12 protein-coding genes and 1 tRNA gene are annotated in these 16,323 nt (G+C 38.8%); 2 read left to right on the forward strand and 11 right to left on the reverse strand.

Translation table 11 applies throughout. The features are described 5' to 3' along the window. Positions 1-3: 3 nt before the first annotated feature. Entirely contained in the window at positions 4-1,197 is a 1,194-nt protein-coding gene (locus PHO71_RS03040; RefSeq protein ID WP_367279875.1) for an AGE family epimerase/isomerase, read from the reverse strand. Further along, positions 1,190-2,572 (reverse strand): MFS transporter, encoded by a 1,383-nt coding sequence (locus PHO71_RS03045; protein ID WP_300198726.1) that lies wholly within the window; start codon positions 2,570-2,572, stop codon positions 1,190-1,192. The genes PHO71_RS03040 and PHO71_RS03045 overlap by 8 nt, the downstream gene beginning before the upstream one ends. Before the next feature lie 253 nt (positions 2,573-2,825). On the opposite strand from PHO71_RS03045, the gene PHO71_RS03050 reads away from it, so the two are divergent. Beyond that, positions 2,826-5,477, forward strand: a complete 2,652-nt coding sequence (locus PHO71_RS03050) for a glycosyl hydrolase (protein ID WP_300198729.1) — start codon at positions 2,826-2,828, stop codon at positions 5,475-5,477. 363 nt (positions 5,478-5,840) lie between these two features. On the opposite strand, the gene PHO71_RS03055 is transcribed toward PHO71_RS03050, so the two are convergent. After that, positions 5,841-6,827, reverse strand: a complete 987-nt coding sequence (locus PHO71_RS03055; RefSeq protein ID WP_300198731.1) for a calcium/sodium antiporter — start codon at positions 6,825-6,827, stop codon at positions 5,841-5,843. Positions 6,828-6,950: 123 nt separating this feature from the next. Here PHO71_RS03055 and PHO71_RS03060 point away from each other — a divergent pair, with 123 nt between their 5' ends. Next, complete coding sequence (locus PHO71_RS03060; RefSeq protein WP_300198734.1) at positions 6,951-8,771, forward strand: mechanosensitive ion channel family protein; 1,821 nt, start codon at positions 6,951-6,953, stop codon at positions 8,769-8,771. A 523-nt stretch (positions 8,772-9,294) separates the two neighbouring features. Here PHO71_RS03060 and PHO71_RS03065 read toward each other — a convergent pair. The 8 genes from PHO71_RS03065 to PHO71_RS03100 form a co-directional block, all read right to left on the reverse strand. Then, positions 9,295-10,476, reverse strand: a complete 1,182-nt coding sequence (locus PHO71_RS03065; RefSeq protein WP_300198737.1) for an SAM-dependent methyltransferase — start codon at positions 10,474-10,476, stop codon at positions 9,295-9,297. A 40-nt stretch (positions 10,477-10,516) separates the two neighbouring features. Continuing rightward, positions 10,517-11,275 carry a M15 family metallopeptidase gene (locus PHO71_RS03070; RefSeq protein WP_300198740.1) on the reverse strand — a complete coding sequence of 253 codons (759 nt, stop codon included), beginning with the start codon at positions 11,273-11,275 and terminating at the stop codon, positions 10,517-10,519. 59 nt (positions 11,276-11,334) lie between these two features. After that, positions 11,335-11,408, reverse strand: a tRNA-Ile gene (locus tag PHO71_RS03075). A gap of 92 nt (positions 11,409-11,500) precedes the next feature. Continuing rightward, the gene (locus PHO71_RS03080; RefSeq protein ID WP_300198743.1) at positions 11,501-11,812 is read right to left on the reverse strand and encodes a DUF4491 family protein; all 312 of its coding nucleotides are present in this window, start codon (positions 11,810-11,812) and stop codon (positions 11,501-11,503) included. A gap of 4 nt (positions 11,813-11,816) precedes the next feature. Continuing rightward, a complete protein-coding gene (locus PHO71_RS03085; RefSeq protein ID WP_005928359.1) occupies positions 11,817-12,281 on the reverse strand; it encodes an Lrp/AsnC ligand binding domain-containing protein in 465 nt (154 codons plus the stop codon). Positions 12,282-12,444: 163 nt separating this feature from the next. Beyond that, the gene (locus PHO71_RS03090; RefSeq protein WP_300198755.1) at positions 12,445-13,323 is read right to left on the reverse strand and encodes an FKBP-type peptidyl-prolyl cis-trans isomerase; all 879 of its coding nucleotides are present in this window, start codon (positions 13,321-13,323) and stop codon (positions 12,445-12,447) included. Positions 13,324-13,344: 21 nt separating this feature from the next. Further along, positions 13,345-13,929 carry an FKBP-type peptidyl-prolyl cis-trans isomerase gene (locus PHO71_RS03095; protein WP_300198758.1) on the reverse strand — a complete coding sequence of 195 codons (585 nt, stop codon included), beginning with the start codon at positions 13,927-13,929 and terminating at the stop codon, positions 13,345-13,347. Positions 13,930-14,097: 168 nt separating this feature from the next. Beyond that, on the reverse strand, positions 14,098-16,044 hold the full coding sequence (locus PHO71_RS03100) for a CotH kinase family protein (RefSeq protein WP_300198761.1): 1,947 nt from the start codon (positions 16,042-16,044) through the stop codon (positions 14,098-14,100). Positions 16,045-16,323 lie beyond the last annotated feature (279 nt).

Raw genomic sequence — 16,323 nt, forward strand, 5'->3', positions numbered from 1 at the left:
TGATTATTTCACTCTTTCGATTATTTCCATACACATCCGGCTGTTATGGTAAGGGCATTTCCAAAATCCGGCTTTATCGTCTTTGCGATTGATAATCCCATTGGCTTGTACACTCCAAAACCACTCTCCGTGTTTATGGTCAATCAGCTGCTCTTTGATGAATGTCCAGGTAGATGAAACTTTATGCAGAGCTTCTTCATTGTCCCAATGTTCATAGATATTAAAAAAGCCGACAACGGTTTCTGCCTGTACCCACCAATGGAAATCAGTATCGGTATGCTTTGTATCCAGATGTTTCTCGTAAATCATTCCTTTTCCGGGCAATAGACCTTCAGCGGCTGCTTCGGCTATTTTATATACAATGGGTTCTGTTGCTACAATCAATGATGGGTCGCCTGTGACCAGAACCGCTTCGTGTAGTAACCAAGAGGCCTCTATGTCATGACCATAAGAAACAATGGGATATTTGCTCTGCCAATCATCATTGAAGAATAACTGTAGATGGGACGTTTCTTTATTTAATATTTTATGTGTAAATAGGCTGATCAGGTTTCTTAATTGTTTTTCGAGCTTCTCATCTTTCCAAACCCGGTAGAGGTTAGTATAAGGTTCCAAGATGTGCAAATGGGTATTCATCGTTTTGCGTTCATTGGCATCTTTCTCGCTGAGTCGCATATCGGCTATTTCCTCCCATTCCCGGGTCAGGGCTTCGTAATACCCGTTTTTGTTTTTGTCGAAACTATGTTCCTCAATGTCGTGGAAGAGGCGTATGGCATACTCTAACGCTTCGGGGTCTCCCGTAGCTCGGTGGTATTCACTCAGACCATAAATGGCAAAACCGATTGCATAAATTTGCTTTTTGGTATCCAGTGGCTTTCCGTCCTTGTCTAAAGACCAGTAGATCCCTCCATAATTGCAATCATAGAAGCGGTCTATTAAATAACGTTTTGCTTTGGTAGCTGTTGCCAGATATTCTTCTTGCCTCAATAAACGGTAAGCTGCGGAGAATGTCCACAGGATACGGGCGTTCAATACAGCTCCTTTTTCTGCATCAGGCATTAATACTTCGTTACCTGTGATGCGTCCGTAAAAACCGCCATGATCTTCGTCTGTCATTTGCTCCATCCAGTAGGGAAGGATGTTTTCAGTCAGCTCTTTCCGGAGCTCCTCTTTGAGGGTAGATGCTATTTTATTCATTTTGTTTTTCTTTTCTTTTTTGTTCCAATTCGTCGGTGATTTCTTTCATTCTTTTCTCAGATAATGGGTACATACTGATGAAGATAATCGAGAGAATAGTTCCCACAGCCGGTAGCCAGCTCAGGAATAGTTTTATTCCGTGGATAGCCTCAACGCTTTGTACTTCGTTGGCACGGAAGCCGAAATAAGCAAGGAGCCATCCGGTAAGTGCGCTACCGATAGCCCATCCGAATTTTTGGCTCATGGATGAGGAAGAGAAGATTAATCCTGTGGCGCGATTACCTGTTTTTAGCTCTGAATAGTCGGCGCAGTCTGCATACATCGACCATAGTAACGGGAAAATACTTCCTGCACAAATACTGATAATGATTTGTAGTGTGAAAATCCAAATCAGGTCGCCTTTGTCCAGCCAATAAAATAGGATAGAGAATATGGTTGCTATAACCATTGCACCCATGTATGTTTTGTTTTTACCCAACCGGTTGCTTACAGGAGCGGCCAATACAACTCCTACAATATTGGCTGCCTGACCGACTGCCAGATAAAGTCCGCTGAGTACGAATGAGACTCCGAATAGGGATATACTTTGATAGTCTTCTTCTACAATGAAATACTTAAAGTAATATACGGTAGCCCCGTCACGGATGGAATTGAATACTAATGCGGCTACTCCTGCTCCCAGAAGTATCCACCAGGGGCGATTGTACAAAAGATCTTTTAAATCGGTTTTTAAAGAACTTTGTTTGGCATTGATTGCTTTTACCCTTTCACGAGTCCATGCAAAACAACCGTAAAATAGTATGGCACACATCATCCCAATGACTACTACGCTCATTGTCCAACCGTATTGTTCGCTATGTCCTACACTAAACCAGTTCGTCATGGGCATGAAAAGTAACAGAGCGATAAAGCTGCCAATATAGGCAAATGCCATACGGTAAGTAGAAAGTGTATTTCTTTCTTTAGGATCGGCGCTCATTACTCCCAGCAAAGAGGCATAAGGAACGTTGATGGCTGAATAGACCATCATCATTAATGAATAAGTGACATAGGCATAGATTAATTTGCCGGTATCACTGAAATCGGGAGTTATAAAAGTCAAAACTCCAATAAATGCGAAAGGTATGGCAAGGAATAGTAAGTAAGGGCGGAATTTACCCCAACGTGAATGTGTCCTGTCCGCCACAATGCCAACTAACGGATCGAATCCGGAATCCCATATTCGTGTGATAAGAAACATGGTCCCTACTACTGCCGCCGGTAGCCCGAATACATCGGTGTAGAATATCATCAGATAAGAACCGAACAATTTCCAAAACATAGACGATGCCATATCGCCAAAGCCATAACCTATTTTCTCTTTTAGTGCTATCATAATAATCACAGTATTAAAATATCAGACGAAGCAAAGATAAGCATCTTTAGAGTGTAAATGCGATATAATTAGCACACATTATAGTACTATAATGACTGTTTGTTTTAGGAAATTATTGCCGTTTCGGGGAAATATGTACTATAATAACAATCTATTATATTATAATGGCTAATCGCATGATAGTATTTGTATGTTATCTTTTCATATACTATTTTTACCGCATCGAACAGTTCATTATCTAATCATTAATAACATGAAAAAGTACATTGTATTACTAACACTTTTATGGTTGTCTGTTTGTGCTTATAGTACAACTTCTTTGCGCAGCCGCATTTTACCGGGAACGCTATCCTCAACGGAAGCGATCGTCTTTTGGGAATTTCCTTCTGATTATCAGAAGATAAAACAGTATAATATACGTGTAAACGGGAAATTGGTGGGAAATACAACCCGGAACAGCTTTCGTATTGCCCAGCTCAAACCTGATACGGATTATCAGGTAATGGTATGTGCCGTTTCTGAGCGTAATAAAGAACGTGCGGATCGGGCTATCCAATTAAAAACAACTCCGGCGCCACAGGTTTTTGATGTTACTAAATATGGAGCGAAGGGAGATGGCAAGACTATTAACACGAAAGCTATTCAACAGGCAATTGATGATTGTACTCCTTATGGAGAAATTTATATACCCGCCGGTGAGTATCTGACCGGAGCACTTTTTATATTGAAAGATAACATCAACTTGCATATTGCTAAAGGAGCTACTCTGAAAGCAATGAATAACCTGGCTCATTTCCCATTAGTAAAAAGTCGCTATGAAGGGAATGGCGTGGATGCTTTCGCAAGTGTGCTTAATTTGGGAAAACTGAATAATAAAGATAAAAGGTATACGAATATCCGTGTTTACGGGGGAGGCACAATTGACAATCAGGGTAGTGTATTAGCTAAACAGCAGACTGACAATCTTAGCCGTATGTCTCGTTCGCGCGGACTTCCTATTATTAATTGTGATAATGTATCTATTGATAATATAACGATTACCAATCCTTGTACCTGGAATGTGCATCCTTTGCTCTGCAATGGTGTGACTACTTATGAATGCCATATCGTTTCTTCCGGCTTCGGCCTTAGCAACGCTGACGGATGGGACCCTGATTCTTCGGCAGATTGCTATCTGTTGAATTCTGTTTTGGACGGTCAGGATGATAACATAGCAGTGAAGTCTGTTCATTATATTGATGAAGACGGTAAGGAGATCAAGAAAATTTGTGAGAATATTTATGTTAGTTTCTGCCATTTCGTTCGCGGAGGTGGTATTTGTGTCGGAGTTGAATTGCCTGCAGGCGTTCGTAATGTATGGTTTACCAATTGCCTGATAGAGGGTAGTGACCGTGGATTTATGATATGTAGCCGCCAAAATGGACAAGGTACAGGTGCTATCGAAAACATTCATTTCCGGGATATGGAAGTGAAGCAGACGGGTGACTGGGGAATTAATATCAATCTGTGGTATTGGATTAACAGTTACAAACCGAATCGTTTTACATCAGCGGATATTCGTGAAATCAAGGATATATATTTTGAGAATATACATATTGCTAAAGCGTTGGGCAATCCTATACAAATCCTCGGATTGTCAGAACAGCCCATTAAGAATGTACATTTTAAAAATGTAACGATTGACGAGGCACAGTATGATGTGCTTTTACGGCATTGTGATAACATTTCTTTTGAAAAAGTAAATGTAGGTGACAGGTATTGGTTTTATGACAATGCTAAGAATGTGGTTTGCGACAGAAAGACTTCTCACCCTCTTGAGTTTAAATATCCCTATAAATTAGTGGATAAAGATGCTACATTCAAGGTAAAGGCACTTTATGAAAACCTTCACAAGGTAATGGATAGCGGACGTTTTATCTTTGGCGCGCAAGACGCTACTGCTTCCGGATATGGATGGTGTGATGATTCCGGTAAGAGTGATATTGAACGTATTTCCGGCAAGAAACCTCAATTCTATAGCTGGGATTTTATGAATATTGCTACTCCACACGCTAAGCATCATATCCAAGATACGGAGAAAGTGCGTCGATTGACTTGTCAGGCATTTTATGAAGGAGGAGTCATCTCTTATTGTTGGCATGCGGCCAATCCTGTGACAGGTGGTAGTTTCTATGAAACGGGGGATAGCATTGTGAAAAAGATTCTTCCGGGTGGAGAGTATCATAAGAACTTTACCGATATGTTGGATCAGGTAGCCGAATACAATAAAACATTGATAGGAAAAGACGGAGAACAGATTCCGGTGATTTTCCGACCTTGGCATGAATTCGACGGAGATTGGTTTTGGTGGGGGAAAAAGTATTGTACGGCAGAAGAGTTCAAAGAACTCTATCAGTTTACTGTCACTTATCTACGGGACAAATGTAATATTCGTAACTTCTTGTATGCGTTCTCACCAGACATCAATTTTACTTCTGAAGAAGAATATTTGGAACGTTATCCGGGAGATGAATATGTGGATATTATTGCAATGGACAATTATTGGAATTTCCGCTATGAAGAAAAGGATCTCGATGCAGCACATATTCGTTTAAAAGTCCTTTCGGATTATGCCATTAAAACAGGAAAGATTGCAGCCTTATCGGAAACTGGTCAAGGAGGAATTGATGATCCTAACTGGTTTACTAACCGCTTGCTTAAATCTATCTACGGCTATCCGGGGGAACCTGTTAAGCTAGCCTACGTTGCAGTATGGCGTAATAGTGTACAAGGTTTCTTTACTCCTTATAAAGGACATCCGGCAACAGATGATTTTCTGAAATTTATCAATGATCCGAGGGTTATTACTTCCAGTCCGTATGATTGGCTGGGAATGTATTATCATTTCAATTCACCTATAAAATAAGGTTTTCTTTTAAGGTAAAAAGATGTTTTGCCCTGACATAAGCTGGTAAGAAAAGATACAGCTTATGTCAGAGCTTTTTCTTTCTGGGAACTTATAAAGTCAGCCCATCATTTTTCTTTCTGTCAATCTTGAATGAAAAAATAGAAGGTAGCTTATTTGTACTTATTCTATAGTTTGTTTTTGTTTGTTACATATTGATCTTAAGCGTATTATAACTTATGCTTGTGCCACGCCTTTGGCACAACTATGCCATAGTACTGGCACACTTGTGCCAATGCGATGGAACGGCTGTGCCAAAGGCATGGCACAAGTGGAGATAATAAGCTTTTATTTGAGGCGTTTAAATGATCTTATTATTGTTGTCTAAATTGAGCGAATAAGTAGGATTGTATAGATTACATAGGCTAATACTAGAACTCCTCCCTCTATCCGGGTAATGGTCCGTTTGGCGAAAAAGAGTCCGAGCAGCCAAAGTAAAATGCTGGCACCTACTAGTGTGAAAAGGTCGAAATTAGTAATTCCACTTAGACTCAGAGGTGTTATGGTAGCACTACAGCCTAATACAAAGAAGATATTGAAAAGGTTACTGCCAATCACATTACCAATGGCAATTTCCGGATTTTTCTTCATGGCAGCTACGATGGAAGTGGCAAGTTCCGGTAGAGAAGTTCCTCCGGCTACTAAAGTCAATCCGATGATTGATTCGCTGATTCCCATATTACGGGCAATTCCTGTAGCTCCATTAACGAAGATTTGTCCGCCAAAGATAAGGGCGGCTAGTCCACCTATAATATAAATAGTAGACTTCCACCAGGGAAGTAGTTTTATTTCTTCTTCTTCCGTTGCGGGTGCTTGTTCTATTGTTTGTTCATTGGCAGATTTTGTTGAGAACGCAATAGCAAACGTATATCCCATAAAGATGGTGAAAAAGCAAAGTAGAAGTAATCCGTCTACTCTGTCCAGTATATTCTCTGTAGCTTTATTAAGAAAAACATCATTGGCGCAGATTAATAGCACAATAGAAGAAAGAATACAAAGAGGTATTTCTTTTTTCAGCGTATTTTTGGTGATGACAATCGGAGCCACTAATGCTGTACAACCCACAATCATCAGTGTGTTGAAAATATTACTTCCTACTACATTTCCTATAGCAATGTCGGCACTCCCTTTAATGGCAGAAGCGACACTGACTGTTAGCTCCGGAGCGGAAGTTCCGAAAGCTACGATGGTAAGACCGATGACGATGGGAGGAATGCCGAAGCGTTTTGCTACTGAAGATGCTCCGTCTGTTAGTCCATTGGCTCCCAAAAGAATTAGGAGTAAACCTCCGATGAGTAGTAATATATTCATGATTTTTTCCTTTTTATGGCAAAGATAGTTATTCTTTGAGATGAAATATCAAAAACAATATGTATGTTTGTATGTTTAATAAAAAAGTAAGATTATATGCTTATTTAATCCCGAATATCCTGTATGAAAATGAAATATTTAACCCGATATTGGTTATTGCTCGTGATAGTTCTTGGAACAGTGAATGCACACGCACAACTTAAGGAAGCAGTTAAGAATATATTATTGAGCGATACTATAGCAACTTCTGATACCTCATTGAAGAAAGACTCGGATTCCGTTCAATTAGCAAATTTACAAAAATCATTAGACGAAGCCCGTCTAAGCGAAGCAAATATGCGAATGGAAGTAGAGCAAATGAAACTCCAAATGGCATCAGTCGATTCGGTGAAATTTGCTCAACAGAGGCAACGTATTGATTCCTTGCGCAAGTTTATCAAAGGAGTACCTGTCGTGGCAGATGGAGATACATTGTTCTATCTTTATACAAAACGTGGAGGTTATACTCCCCAGCAACGGGCGCAAATGACCGCAGCTGCGATTGACGAACTTGGAAGACGTTTTAATCTTAGTCCGGATTCTGTTTCAATTGATCACTCGGACATCGTTTCCGACCTTATGTATGGTAATAAAGTTTTGTTATCTCTTACCGATCAGGATGCTTTGTGGGAAGGAGTCTCTCGTGACTCACTGGCAAAAGAGAAACGCGATGTAGTGGTTACTAAGCTACATGATATGAAAGCTGAACATAGTGTTTGGCGTATGGCAAAACGTGTTCTTTATTTTATATTGGTGATTTTAGGGCAATATTTATTGTTCCGTCTGACTACTTGGCTGTTTGGCAAACTCAAAGTCCGTATTTTACGTTTAAAAGATACCAGATTAAAACCTGTTTCTATCCAAGGATATGAATTGTTGGATACGCAAAAACAAGTAAATCTATTAGTTTTTGCGGCGAATATCAGTCGGTATATCCTCATGGGTCTCCAATTACTCTTTACTGTTCCTTTGGTTTTTATTATTTTTCCGCAAACAGAAGGACTGGCATATCGCTTATTAGGTTACATTTGGACTCCTATCCGAAAAATACTGGTAGGGATTGTAGATTATATTCCTAATTTAATTACCATTATTATTATCTGGTATGCGGTGATATATCTGATCCGCTTTGTCCGTTATCTGGCACAAGAAGTTGAGGCCGGCCGACTTAAACTAAGTGGTTTCTATGCCGATTGGGCAATGCCAACTTACCATATAATCCGCTTCTTGCTTTATGCATTTATGATTGCAATGATCTATCCTTACTTACCGTATTCCAAGAACGGGGTTTTTCAGGGAATTTCTGTATTTGTGGGATTAATTGTTTCGCTTGGATCGACTACCGTTATTGGTAATATTATTGCCGGACTAGTAATCACTTATATGCGTCCGTTTAAATTGGGTGACCGTATTAAACTGAATGATACGACCGGAGATATTATAGAGAAAACACCGCTGGTCACCCGTATCCGTACACCGAAAAACGAGGTGGTGACTGTTCCTAATTCGTTTATTATGTCTTCTCATACTGTGAATTATACTACTTCGGCTCGTGAATACGGATTGATAATCCATTCTGAAGTCACCATTGGATATGATGCTCCTTGGCGTCAAGTGCATCAATTGTTGATTGAAGCAGCATTGAATACTCCGGGTGTGGTAGATGATCCTCGTCCGTTTGTACTGGAAACATCATTGAGTGACTGGTATCCGGTATATCAGGTGAATGCCTATATTAAAGAAGCGGATAAAATGGCACAGATTTATTCCGATTTGCATCAGAATATCCAGGACCGCTTTAATGAGGCAGGGGTCGAGATTATGTCACCTCATTATATGGCTGTGAGGGATGGTAACGAGACGACAATTCCTAAAGATGACCTTAAGGGAAAAACAGATAAATAACTATTGATTCTTTTATCAAAAGTGATGAAATATATGTCCGGGCGTCCTTTAGTCAGACGTTTGTTGTTGCCGAATGTTCCACTGATTATTTCTGCTTTCATATTCAGGTGGGTGATAAGAATAGTACCATCTTCCACCAACATATACCCTCTATTTATGAGGGTTTCGACTGTATGGGCTTCTGTATTTTTAGCAGGGGACATTACTTTGATATCAACAGTTTTATCTTCCGTGCTGCATCCTGGAGAATAGATAATAGATAGAATTTGAAATATTTGCCACGGATTAAATAATAAAAATAGGGATGTCCCTCTCCATCACGAAGAAGACATCCCGAGGTGTGTGTTTTTTGAGAGTAGAAGTTATCTTGTTAGGGTAGCTCTGAAAAATATGCTACCTCTTTTTTTTTACATTTCTTTTAGTGCACTTTAATTATATGCAGCAAAAGTAGGACTAAAATATTTCAAACATCTTCCGGGAAAAAGAAGAATGCGTAACAAATGTATTTCGTTTCTATTACGAATTAAACCTTCTCACAAAGAATCAGGAGTTTCTTCTCGTTGTTTAAGGTGGTTGCAAACACATAGTCAGAGCCTCCATCTGATAGTTTAATCCGTTTGCGAAGTTCTCCTACGGAAGCAGGAAAATTGCGAATGCTGATATTACCTTTTTCTATATTCCCCAAAGTTTCTTTAATCTCTTTTTTGTTGAAACTGCAATATTTCTTAATGTGGAAAACTCTTCCGGGAAAATTTCTAATCAGAGAATCGGAAGTGTAAAGGTGACTATTGGGGTGTAGTTTTGAAATATGATATGCAGAAGAGAGACTTTTGTAGGCACCTCCTTTCAGAAGTGAGGCATTGGGCTCATAGAGATATTGTGCAAGAGCGTCAGTATAAACACATTTGCTATATTGCTCCTGTTCACGGCTGAAAGCGAACTCTTGCTCACCTTTAGTAGAGAAGTTTACACAATGGATAGGAATATCTTTGGAGGGTGTTTGTCCCAAGATTAAAAGTAATTCCTTACATTCATTATTGACGGAAATAATATGGACTTCTTGAGTAAATTGTAACTCTTTCAATGCCAAAGATAGATCAAGCATAGGAGAGAGCTTTACCATTACTTTGTTTGCCTTCTTCAATAACAGCTCTTCCAATTCAGCCACGTTAGGCTCGCAATCGGAGATGGCTACAGACTTCCCTCCGTGTTCGTTGCGACGGGCAGGGTCTATAAAAATGCAGTCTACGGGTAACATTGTTTTTAGGTAAGCAACTCCATCTTCATTTTTTATACTGATATGATCAAGACCAAGTATAGGAAAGTTATGTGCTGCAATTTCACAAAGGCCTTCTTGACGTTCTACGTATATGACGGATCTGAATCGGGTAGCGAGAAATGAACAATCGATACCAAATCCTCCTGTAAGGTCTACAAGAGACTCGCCTTGTATCAATCTGGCTTTATAACGGGCTGTAGTTTCTGAAGAACATTGTTCCAATGATAAGTGCTTTGGATACCATATATCTTCTATCTTTTTCCACGATGGAATTTTCTCTGTTGCAACTTGTCTGCCTGCTATCTGAGTGATGGCTGTAGGCATATCTACATCCGGGTATTTTTTTGCTTGCAAAGCCAAGGCACGCACATCATCTGTCTGATGTTCACGGATAAAAACTTGAGTTACTTGAGATATCTGTATCATAATTATCTGTATTCGGAACTATGTAATAGTTTGTAATTGATTATGGAATCAGCTTGTGTTTTCGACGGGCTTCTTCTCTGCTACAAAGATTGAAATGCCACCACTCGCTTGGGAGTGGACGGAATCCGGCTTTTTTCATGACTGTTCTTAATAATATCCGGTTCTGCCGTTCTTTTTCGCTGATCTTTCCTGTTTGTACTAATTCAACTTCTTGAGTAATATGAGCTTCGATACCAAGATGATCGATTTTTGTTCCCATTGGTAATGGAATATTCAAAGAGTCCAAAATCCCGATATCTACTGCAAGTCCGTAATTGTGTAGTCCCCCTCCATGATTCGGATTGGATACATATCTGAATTTGGAAGTACCTTTCACCACATTCCACATTTTCTTTTGCACGGACATAGGACGTGCCGCATCGTAAACAATGAGGCTATAGGAAGGGTGTAATTCTTTTAGTCCTTTTTGCACTTGTGCAAGGGCTTGCGCTGCATCCGGATGAAGATAGGCTTCATTCAGGTCATCATAAAGAATTTCTCCCGTGAAGTTATCTGCCCGGGTATACATTAAGTCGATATGAATAGTTGAATCGAGTTCGGAGATATTAACGAATCCAAGAGAGTCTAATGTGAGTGCTGTCCGGCTTTTAGTAAAGGTGCATTCAAGAGGGAGTGAAGTAACAGGTTTCACTGAATCTATAGATTCAATATGATGTTGTTTTTCTTTTGTTGGAGTATAGGAACAAGAGAAAAATAACACTAACCAAAAAACGAGTACGTTATACTTTATAAGTCCCATAGAGGTCTTGTTTAACAAGAAAACCCCTACAAGAAATTTACTTGCAAGGGTTTTTAATGTGGACCAGCCTGGGCTTGAACCAGGGACCTCCAGATTATGAGTCTGTTGCTCTAACCAACTGAGCTACAAGTCCGGTGTATCCTTTTATTGGATGCGGTGACAAAAGTAGTTCTTTTTGCCGAATTATGCAAGTCCTTTTGATAAAAAACTGTAAAGTTTTCGTTCTCAGAACTTATATTTTCGTTTCGGGTTCTTTGGAAACCAACCTTTCTTCACTCGTTCCTCCTGCTCAAAAACCTCTTTAATGGTCCAAAACGAAGAAAAAGCGAATACACCTAATAAAGAAGATAGAATTACATTATCAATACTTAGTGAGGCAACGACGCCTGCAATGCCAAGTATAAGGAATATCCACCAACATCCTGTTCCCCAATAATATTCAGCCTTTACCACAATAGGATGAAAAAGACCGATAATCAAAAAGGTACAGATTCCAATGAATAATCCAGCCAGATGATATTCATTCAAAATTTCCATCCGATTATTTTTCTACACGAATTGGAATTTCTTTTTTAATGCTTTGCTCCAGAGAAATCAATGTTTCAGTAGCAACTACACCTGGAATTTCCTGCATTTTGTTATTCAACAGATCCATTAAGTGTTCGTTGTCACAAGCATAAAGCTTAGTAAGCATAGTATAAGGACCTGTAGTAAAGTGGCATTCCACAATTTCGGGAATCTTTTGCAGCTCTGCTACTACAGATTTGTACATAGAACCTTTTTCCAGTTTAATACCAACATAAGTGCAAGTTCTATATCCCAGTGATTTTGGGTTCACATGATAGCCTGATCCAACAATAACTCCAAGGTCGATCAGTCTCTGTACGCGTTGATGGATGGCTGCACGGGATACGCCACACTCTGCCGCCACATCTTTAAATGGGATACGGGCATTCTGTGAGATGATCTCTAGGATTTGTCTGTCGAGGTTGTCTATTTTTTCCATAATAATAAATTATATTTTGCTGTTGTTATCATATAGTAAGCAAATATAGAGATTTATTTTAATTCTTCTTCTTTTCCGAGAAAAAAAAGAGGAAAAAGCAAAAAAAAGAGGTGCAACTCCTTTGCACCTCTTTCCTTTTTCTATTTAGAAAGAACTTTTCTTATTACTTGCTTGGCTCGATGCCCAACAATTCTACTTCGAATACCAAAGCAGAGAATGGTTTGATCTGACCAGATTCACTTGCACCGTATGCTAATTCCTGAGGGATATAAAGTTCCCATTTTGAACCTACAGGCATCATAGTCAGAGCTTCTGTCCAACCTTTGATTACTCTGTTAGCAGGGAAAGTGGCAGGTTCATTACGTTTGAATGAGCTGTCGAATTCAGTTCCGTCGATCAAAGTACCTTTGTAGTTTACCTTCACTTTAGAAGTGTCAGCAGGGATTGCTCCTGTTCCTTCAGTGATTACTTTATATTGCAATCCGCTAGGAGTAGTTTTTACACCTTCCTTAGTTTTGTTTTCAGCCAAGAATTTCTCACCTGCAGCTTTGTTTTCAGCATATTTTTCTTCCATAGCTTTTGCTTTTACAGCTTCCATAGCTGTGCGAGTGTACATCTGAGCTTCGTCCATAGTCATCAGACCACCTTTTTCTAAAGCACCTGCGATGAAACCTGCGATGAAGTTATCTTTGCTGATTGTCTTAAGAGAATCTCCAGCAAATAATTCCTGGTTGATATTCTTAATCATGCCGTTAGCGCCATTTATTTGTTGTCCGATTTGCAGACCTGCAATGTATGCGATATCTTTTTTGCTTGTCTTGTTAGCGCCGTCGTTCAAACCTTTGATGAATTCTGCCATATTAGTAGTATCTACGTTCAGGCGTCCAATCAAATAATCTTTCAGACCTTGTGTCTGAGCCATACCGATTGAATAAGACAATGAGTCGATGTCTGTTTTGAGATTTGCTTTAGGAGCTTGAGCTGTACAAGAAGCAAGACCTGCAGCAGCTACGATTGCCATAAAAATACTAACTTTTTTCATGTTGCTTTTTAAATTTTTTATTTATAATACTTCAAGTAATTCAACTTCAAATACAAGTGTACTGTGAGGAGGAATCATTTCTCCGGCACCTTGTGCACCATATGCCAGTTCTGACGGAATATAAAGTTTCCATTTTGAACCTTCCGGCATTAACTGAAGAGCTTCCACCCATCCCGGGATCACTTGGTTTACCCCAAATACAGCAGGCTCTCCACGTTTAATTGAACTGTCAAACAGAGTTCCATCAATCAATGTACCTTCATAGTGGCACTTTACCTGGTCGGTGGCTTTTGCCTTTTTACCATTTCCCTCATTGATGATTTCGTATTGCAATCCGCTCGGAAGGGTAACAACCTCTGCTCTTTTTTTGTTTTCTTCAAGAAAGACTTTACCCTGTTCAATGCTGGCAGCATTCATCTTAACTTCCAACTCTTCGAAATATTTGTTTACTATTTCGCGGGCTTCCTTGTGGCTGATTGCAGTCTGGTTGCCTTCCAATACGTCTTTAATAGCTTGTGCAAAGTCATCCACTTCGATGCCTTTTGCACCCATACTTGATAAGTTTTGGCCTATTCCAAGACCAATTGCGTAACTAAATTTATCCATACAATATTTTTATTGGAGATTGAAATGCAGTCCTTCATGACTTTAACATTCAATCAATTGCAATTTTATGAATCGCAAAAGTACACGTTTTATTTGAATGATTTAGCATTTAGTATTTAAAAATTCTTATATCACCGAAAGTTCACTCTTTTCTTTAATATAAATTTCTTATAATTCGTTAATATACATATCTAGCCAAGCTAACCGTTGCTCTATGAAATCTTTTAGGAACTGTACCTCTTTTTCATAACTTCCCCGGTCTATGTAATTAGGCCACATCACTTGGTGTATATCCCATCCGGCTCCACCGTTTTCTTGGCTTCCGAAATTGCGTGCAGCAGCACCTTCCAATTCATTGGAACGGTTCTGTACAAATTGTGGAAGTTGATCTAATTGTGGTTTCACTGTATTCCATTTTTCTTTGAGTGCTTTTACGAAGGCTGGATCCTTAAACATTTGATCGAACCATGGCGAACAGGTTTTAATATACCAACCTTTCGGACCGGTTGAAGTTGCTCCTTGTTCTGTTGTAATGTGATTGGCATTACCAAAAGCTATATCGAAATCCCATACAAGAGGTTGTTCTATAATATTATTTCCAAGAACAGCCATATAACAACTTCCTCGCATATTTCCGTCACAATTCTTTGAAAGTTCCTGTACGATGAAGTATTTAACAAATGATTCTATATCTATGTATTTATGGTATCCATTTTCAGGATCAGTGAATTTATCGGAATATAAAACAGATTCGGCTTTATTATAGAAGTCTTTAACAAACTTGACTTGCTCCGCAGTTGGTTCGTCCGGATCTTTAAACATCATAGGCAATTTCTTTATATCTGTTTTGAAACGTTCTCCTTCATCATAGTGAAAGTCTAGTTCCAAGAGGTAATCGCCATTAACAGCTTTATCAGCCAGATTGATATTAAGGCGTTCTTCAGACACCTTGACGTGTTCTGTCAAGGCATAAACTCCCAGATATTTTCCATTCAGATATACTTCTACACTAATTGATTTGGGTGTCCATCTCATACCGACAATCTGCGAAATTTTGAATGCAGTAATATTTCTTATAAGTGTTTTATCGGCATAATTAGCAAGTAAAGCCCAATCTTTATCCTTACTCATACCTAACAATTGAGTTTTTTTATCCAGCTTTATTTTATATGGTTTTTTGGGCATTCCCCAAGTTGAATTTCCACGTCCACGTATTCCGGCAGTGCCTTCAACAGGAGTCCCGTCCGTATAAAGTTTATCTGGGTCCTCGACTTTAATTGTTGCCTTTACGTAATTTTCTTTATCTTTAATTTCTGCATTATTCTCTGTATTAATATGGATCTGAGGAATATGTATTGACCTTATGGTTACTATATAATTGATCTTAGTTCCATCTTTTTTCTTTAAGCTGTATGTTAGGGGAGAATCGAAATTGTTAGCTGTTTTTTCACTAATTTGTGGAATGTCGCCGATAGTGACAGAAACGCCACGAAAACCGAAACTTAAAACGAGTGATTGAGTAGAGACACCTTCAGGAAGAATAACATTTACTGAATTACCTTCAATAACGGCTATAATATCTTTATCTAGTTCGCTATTTTGAGCAGCTTCCAGAACAAATGAATAAATACCTTCTTCCCCTTCTCTATTGAGTTTTCTTTTTTCTCCATCGTTTAGATAAACGGTGACTACATTATTATCATAAGCTATACAAACAATAACAGGGTCGCCTTCAGTAGATGTTTTTATTGGAATGCCCAGGTTTGTACCGTTTACTACCCATGTACCTGTGGTACTTTTAGTAACAACGGGAACTCCTTTACTTGCAATATCAATGATGTAATATTTTACAGATAGTTCTATGGTACTTTTATCGCTTAAAGTAAAAGTTGTCGTTGAACCTGTAGCTTTGATCCCACTGACCATTAAAGATTTGTCAAGTGCATCCTCAAATTGCTGGAGAACTGTTGGGGTAGTGGTAGTAATAGGTGGTGGTTCATTTCCATCGTTATTACTAATGTCTTTTTTGTCATCAGAACATGAAAAGAGAAAAATTGAAAGAACAAAACAAAGCTGTAGAAAGGCTTGTAGAATTGATAAATTGTGCTTCTTCATGAATAAATGTATTAAATTGGTTATTAGATTATGATCAACTTAGATTATTATGAGGCTAATAGTATCGGATATTATAGGTTACTTGCTTGATGGTCAGAATGTCGATATGTGTCCGCAAGAAATATATATTACTCAAAAGTATGGAGTTTTTAGCAAACAAACAAGAAAATAACTTGAAAATTTAGTTCTAACATTATTTTTTGAAAGAAAAGTTATATTTATTGTAGAAACAAAAGGGAAATTATCTCAAAGTTCAAGATTACATACGTTTAGATTTTC

Origin of the sequence: Bacteroides sp., assembly GCF_028690125.1 — a bacterium.
Lineage (GTDB): Bacteria > Bacteroidota > Bacteroidia > Bacteroidales > Bacteroidaceae > Bacteroides.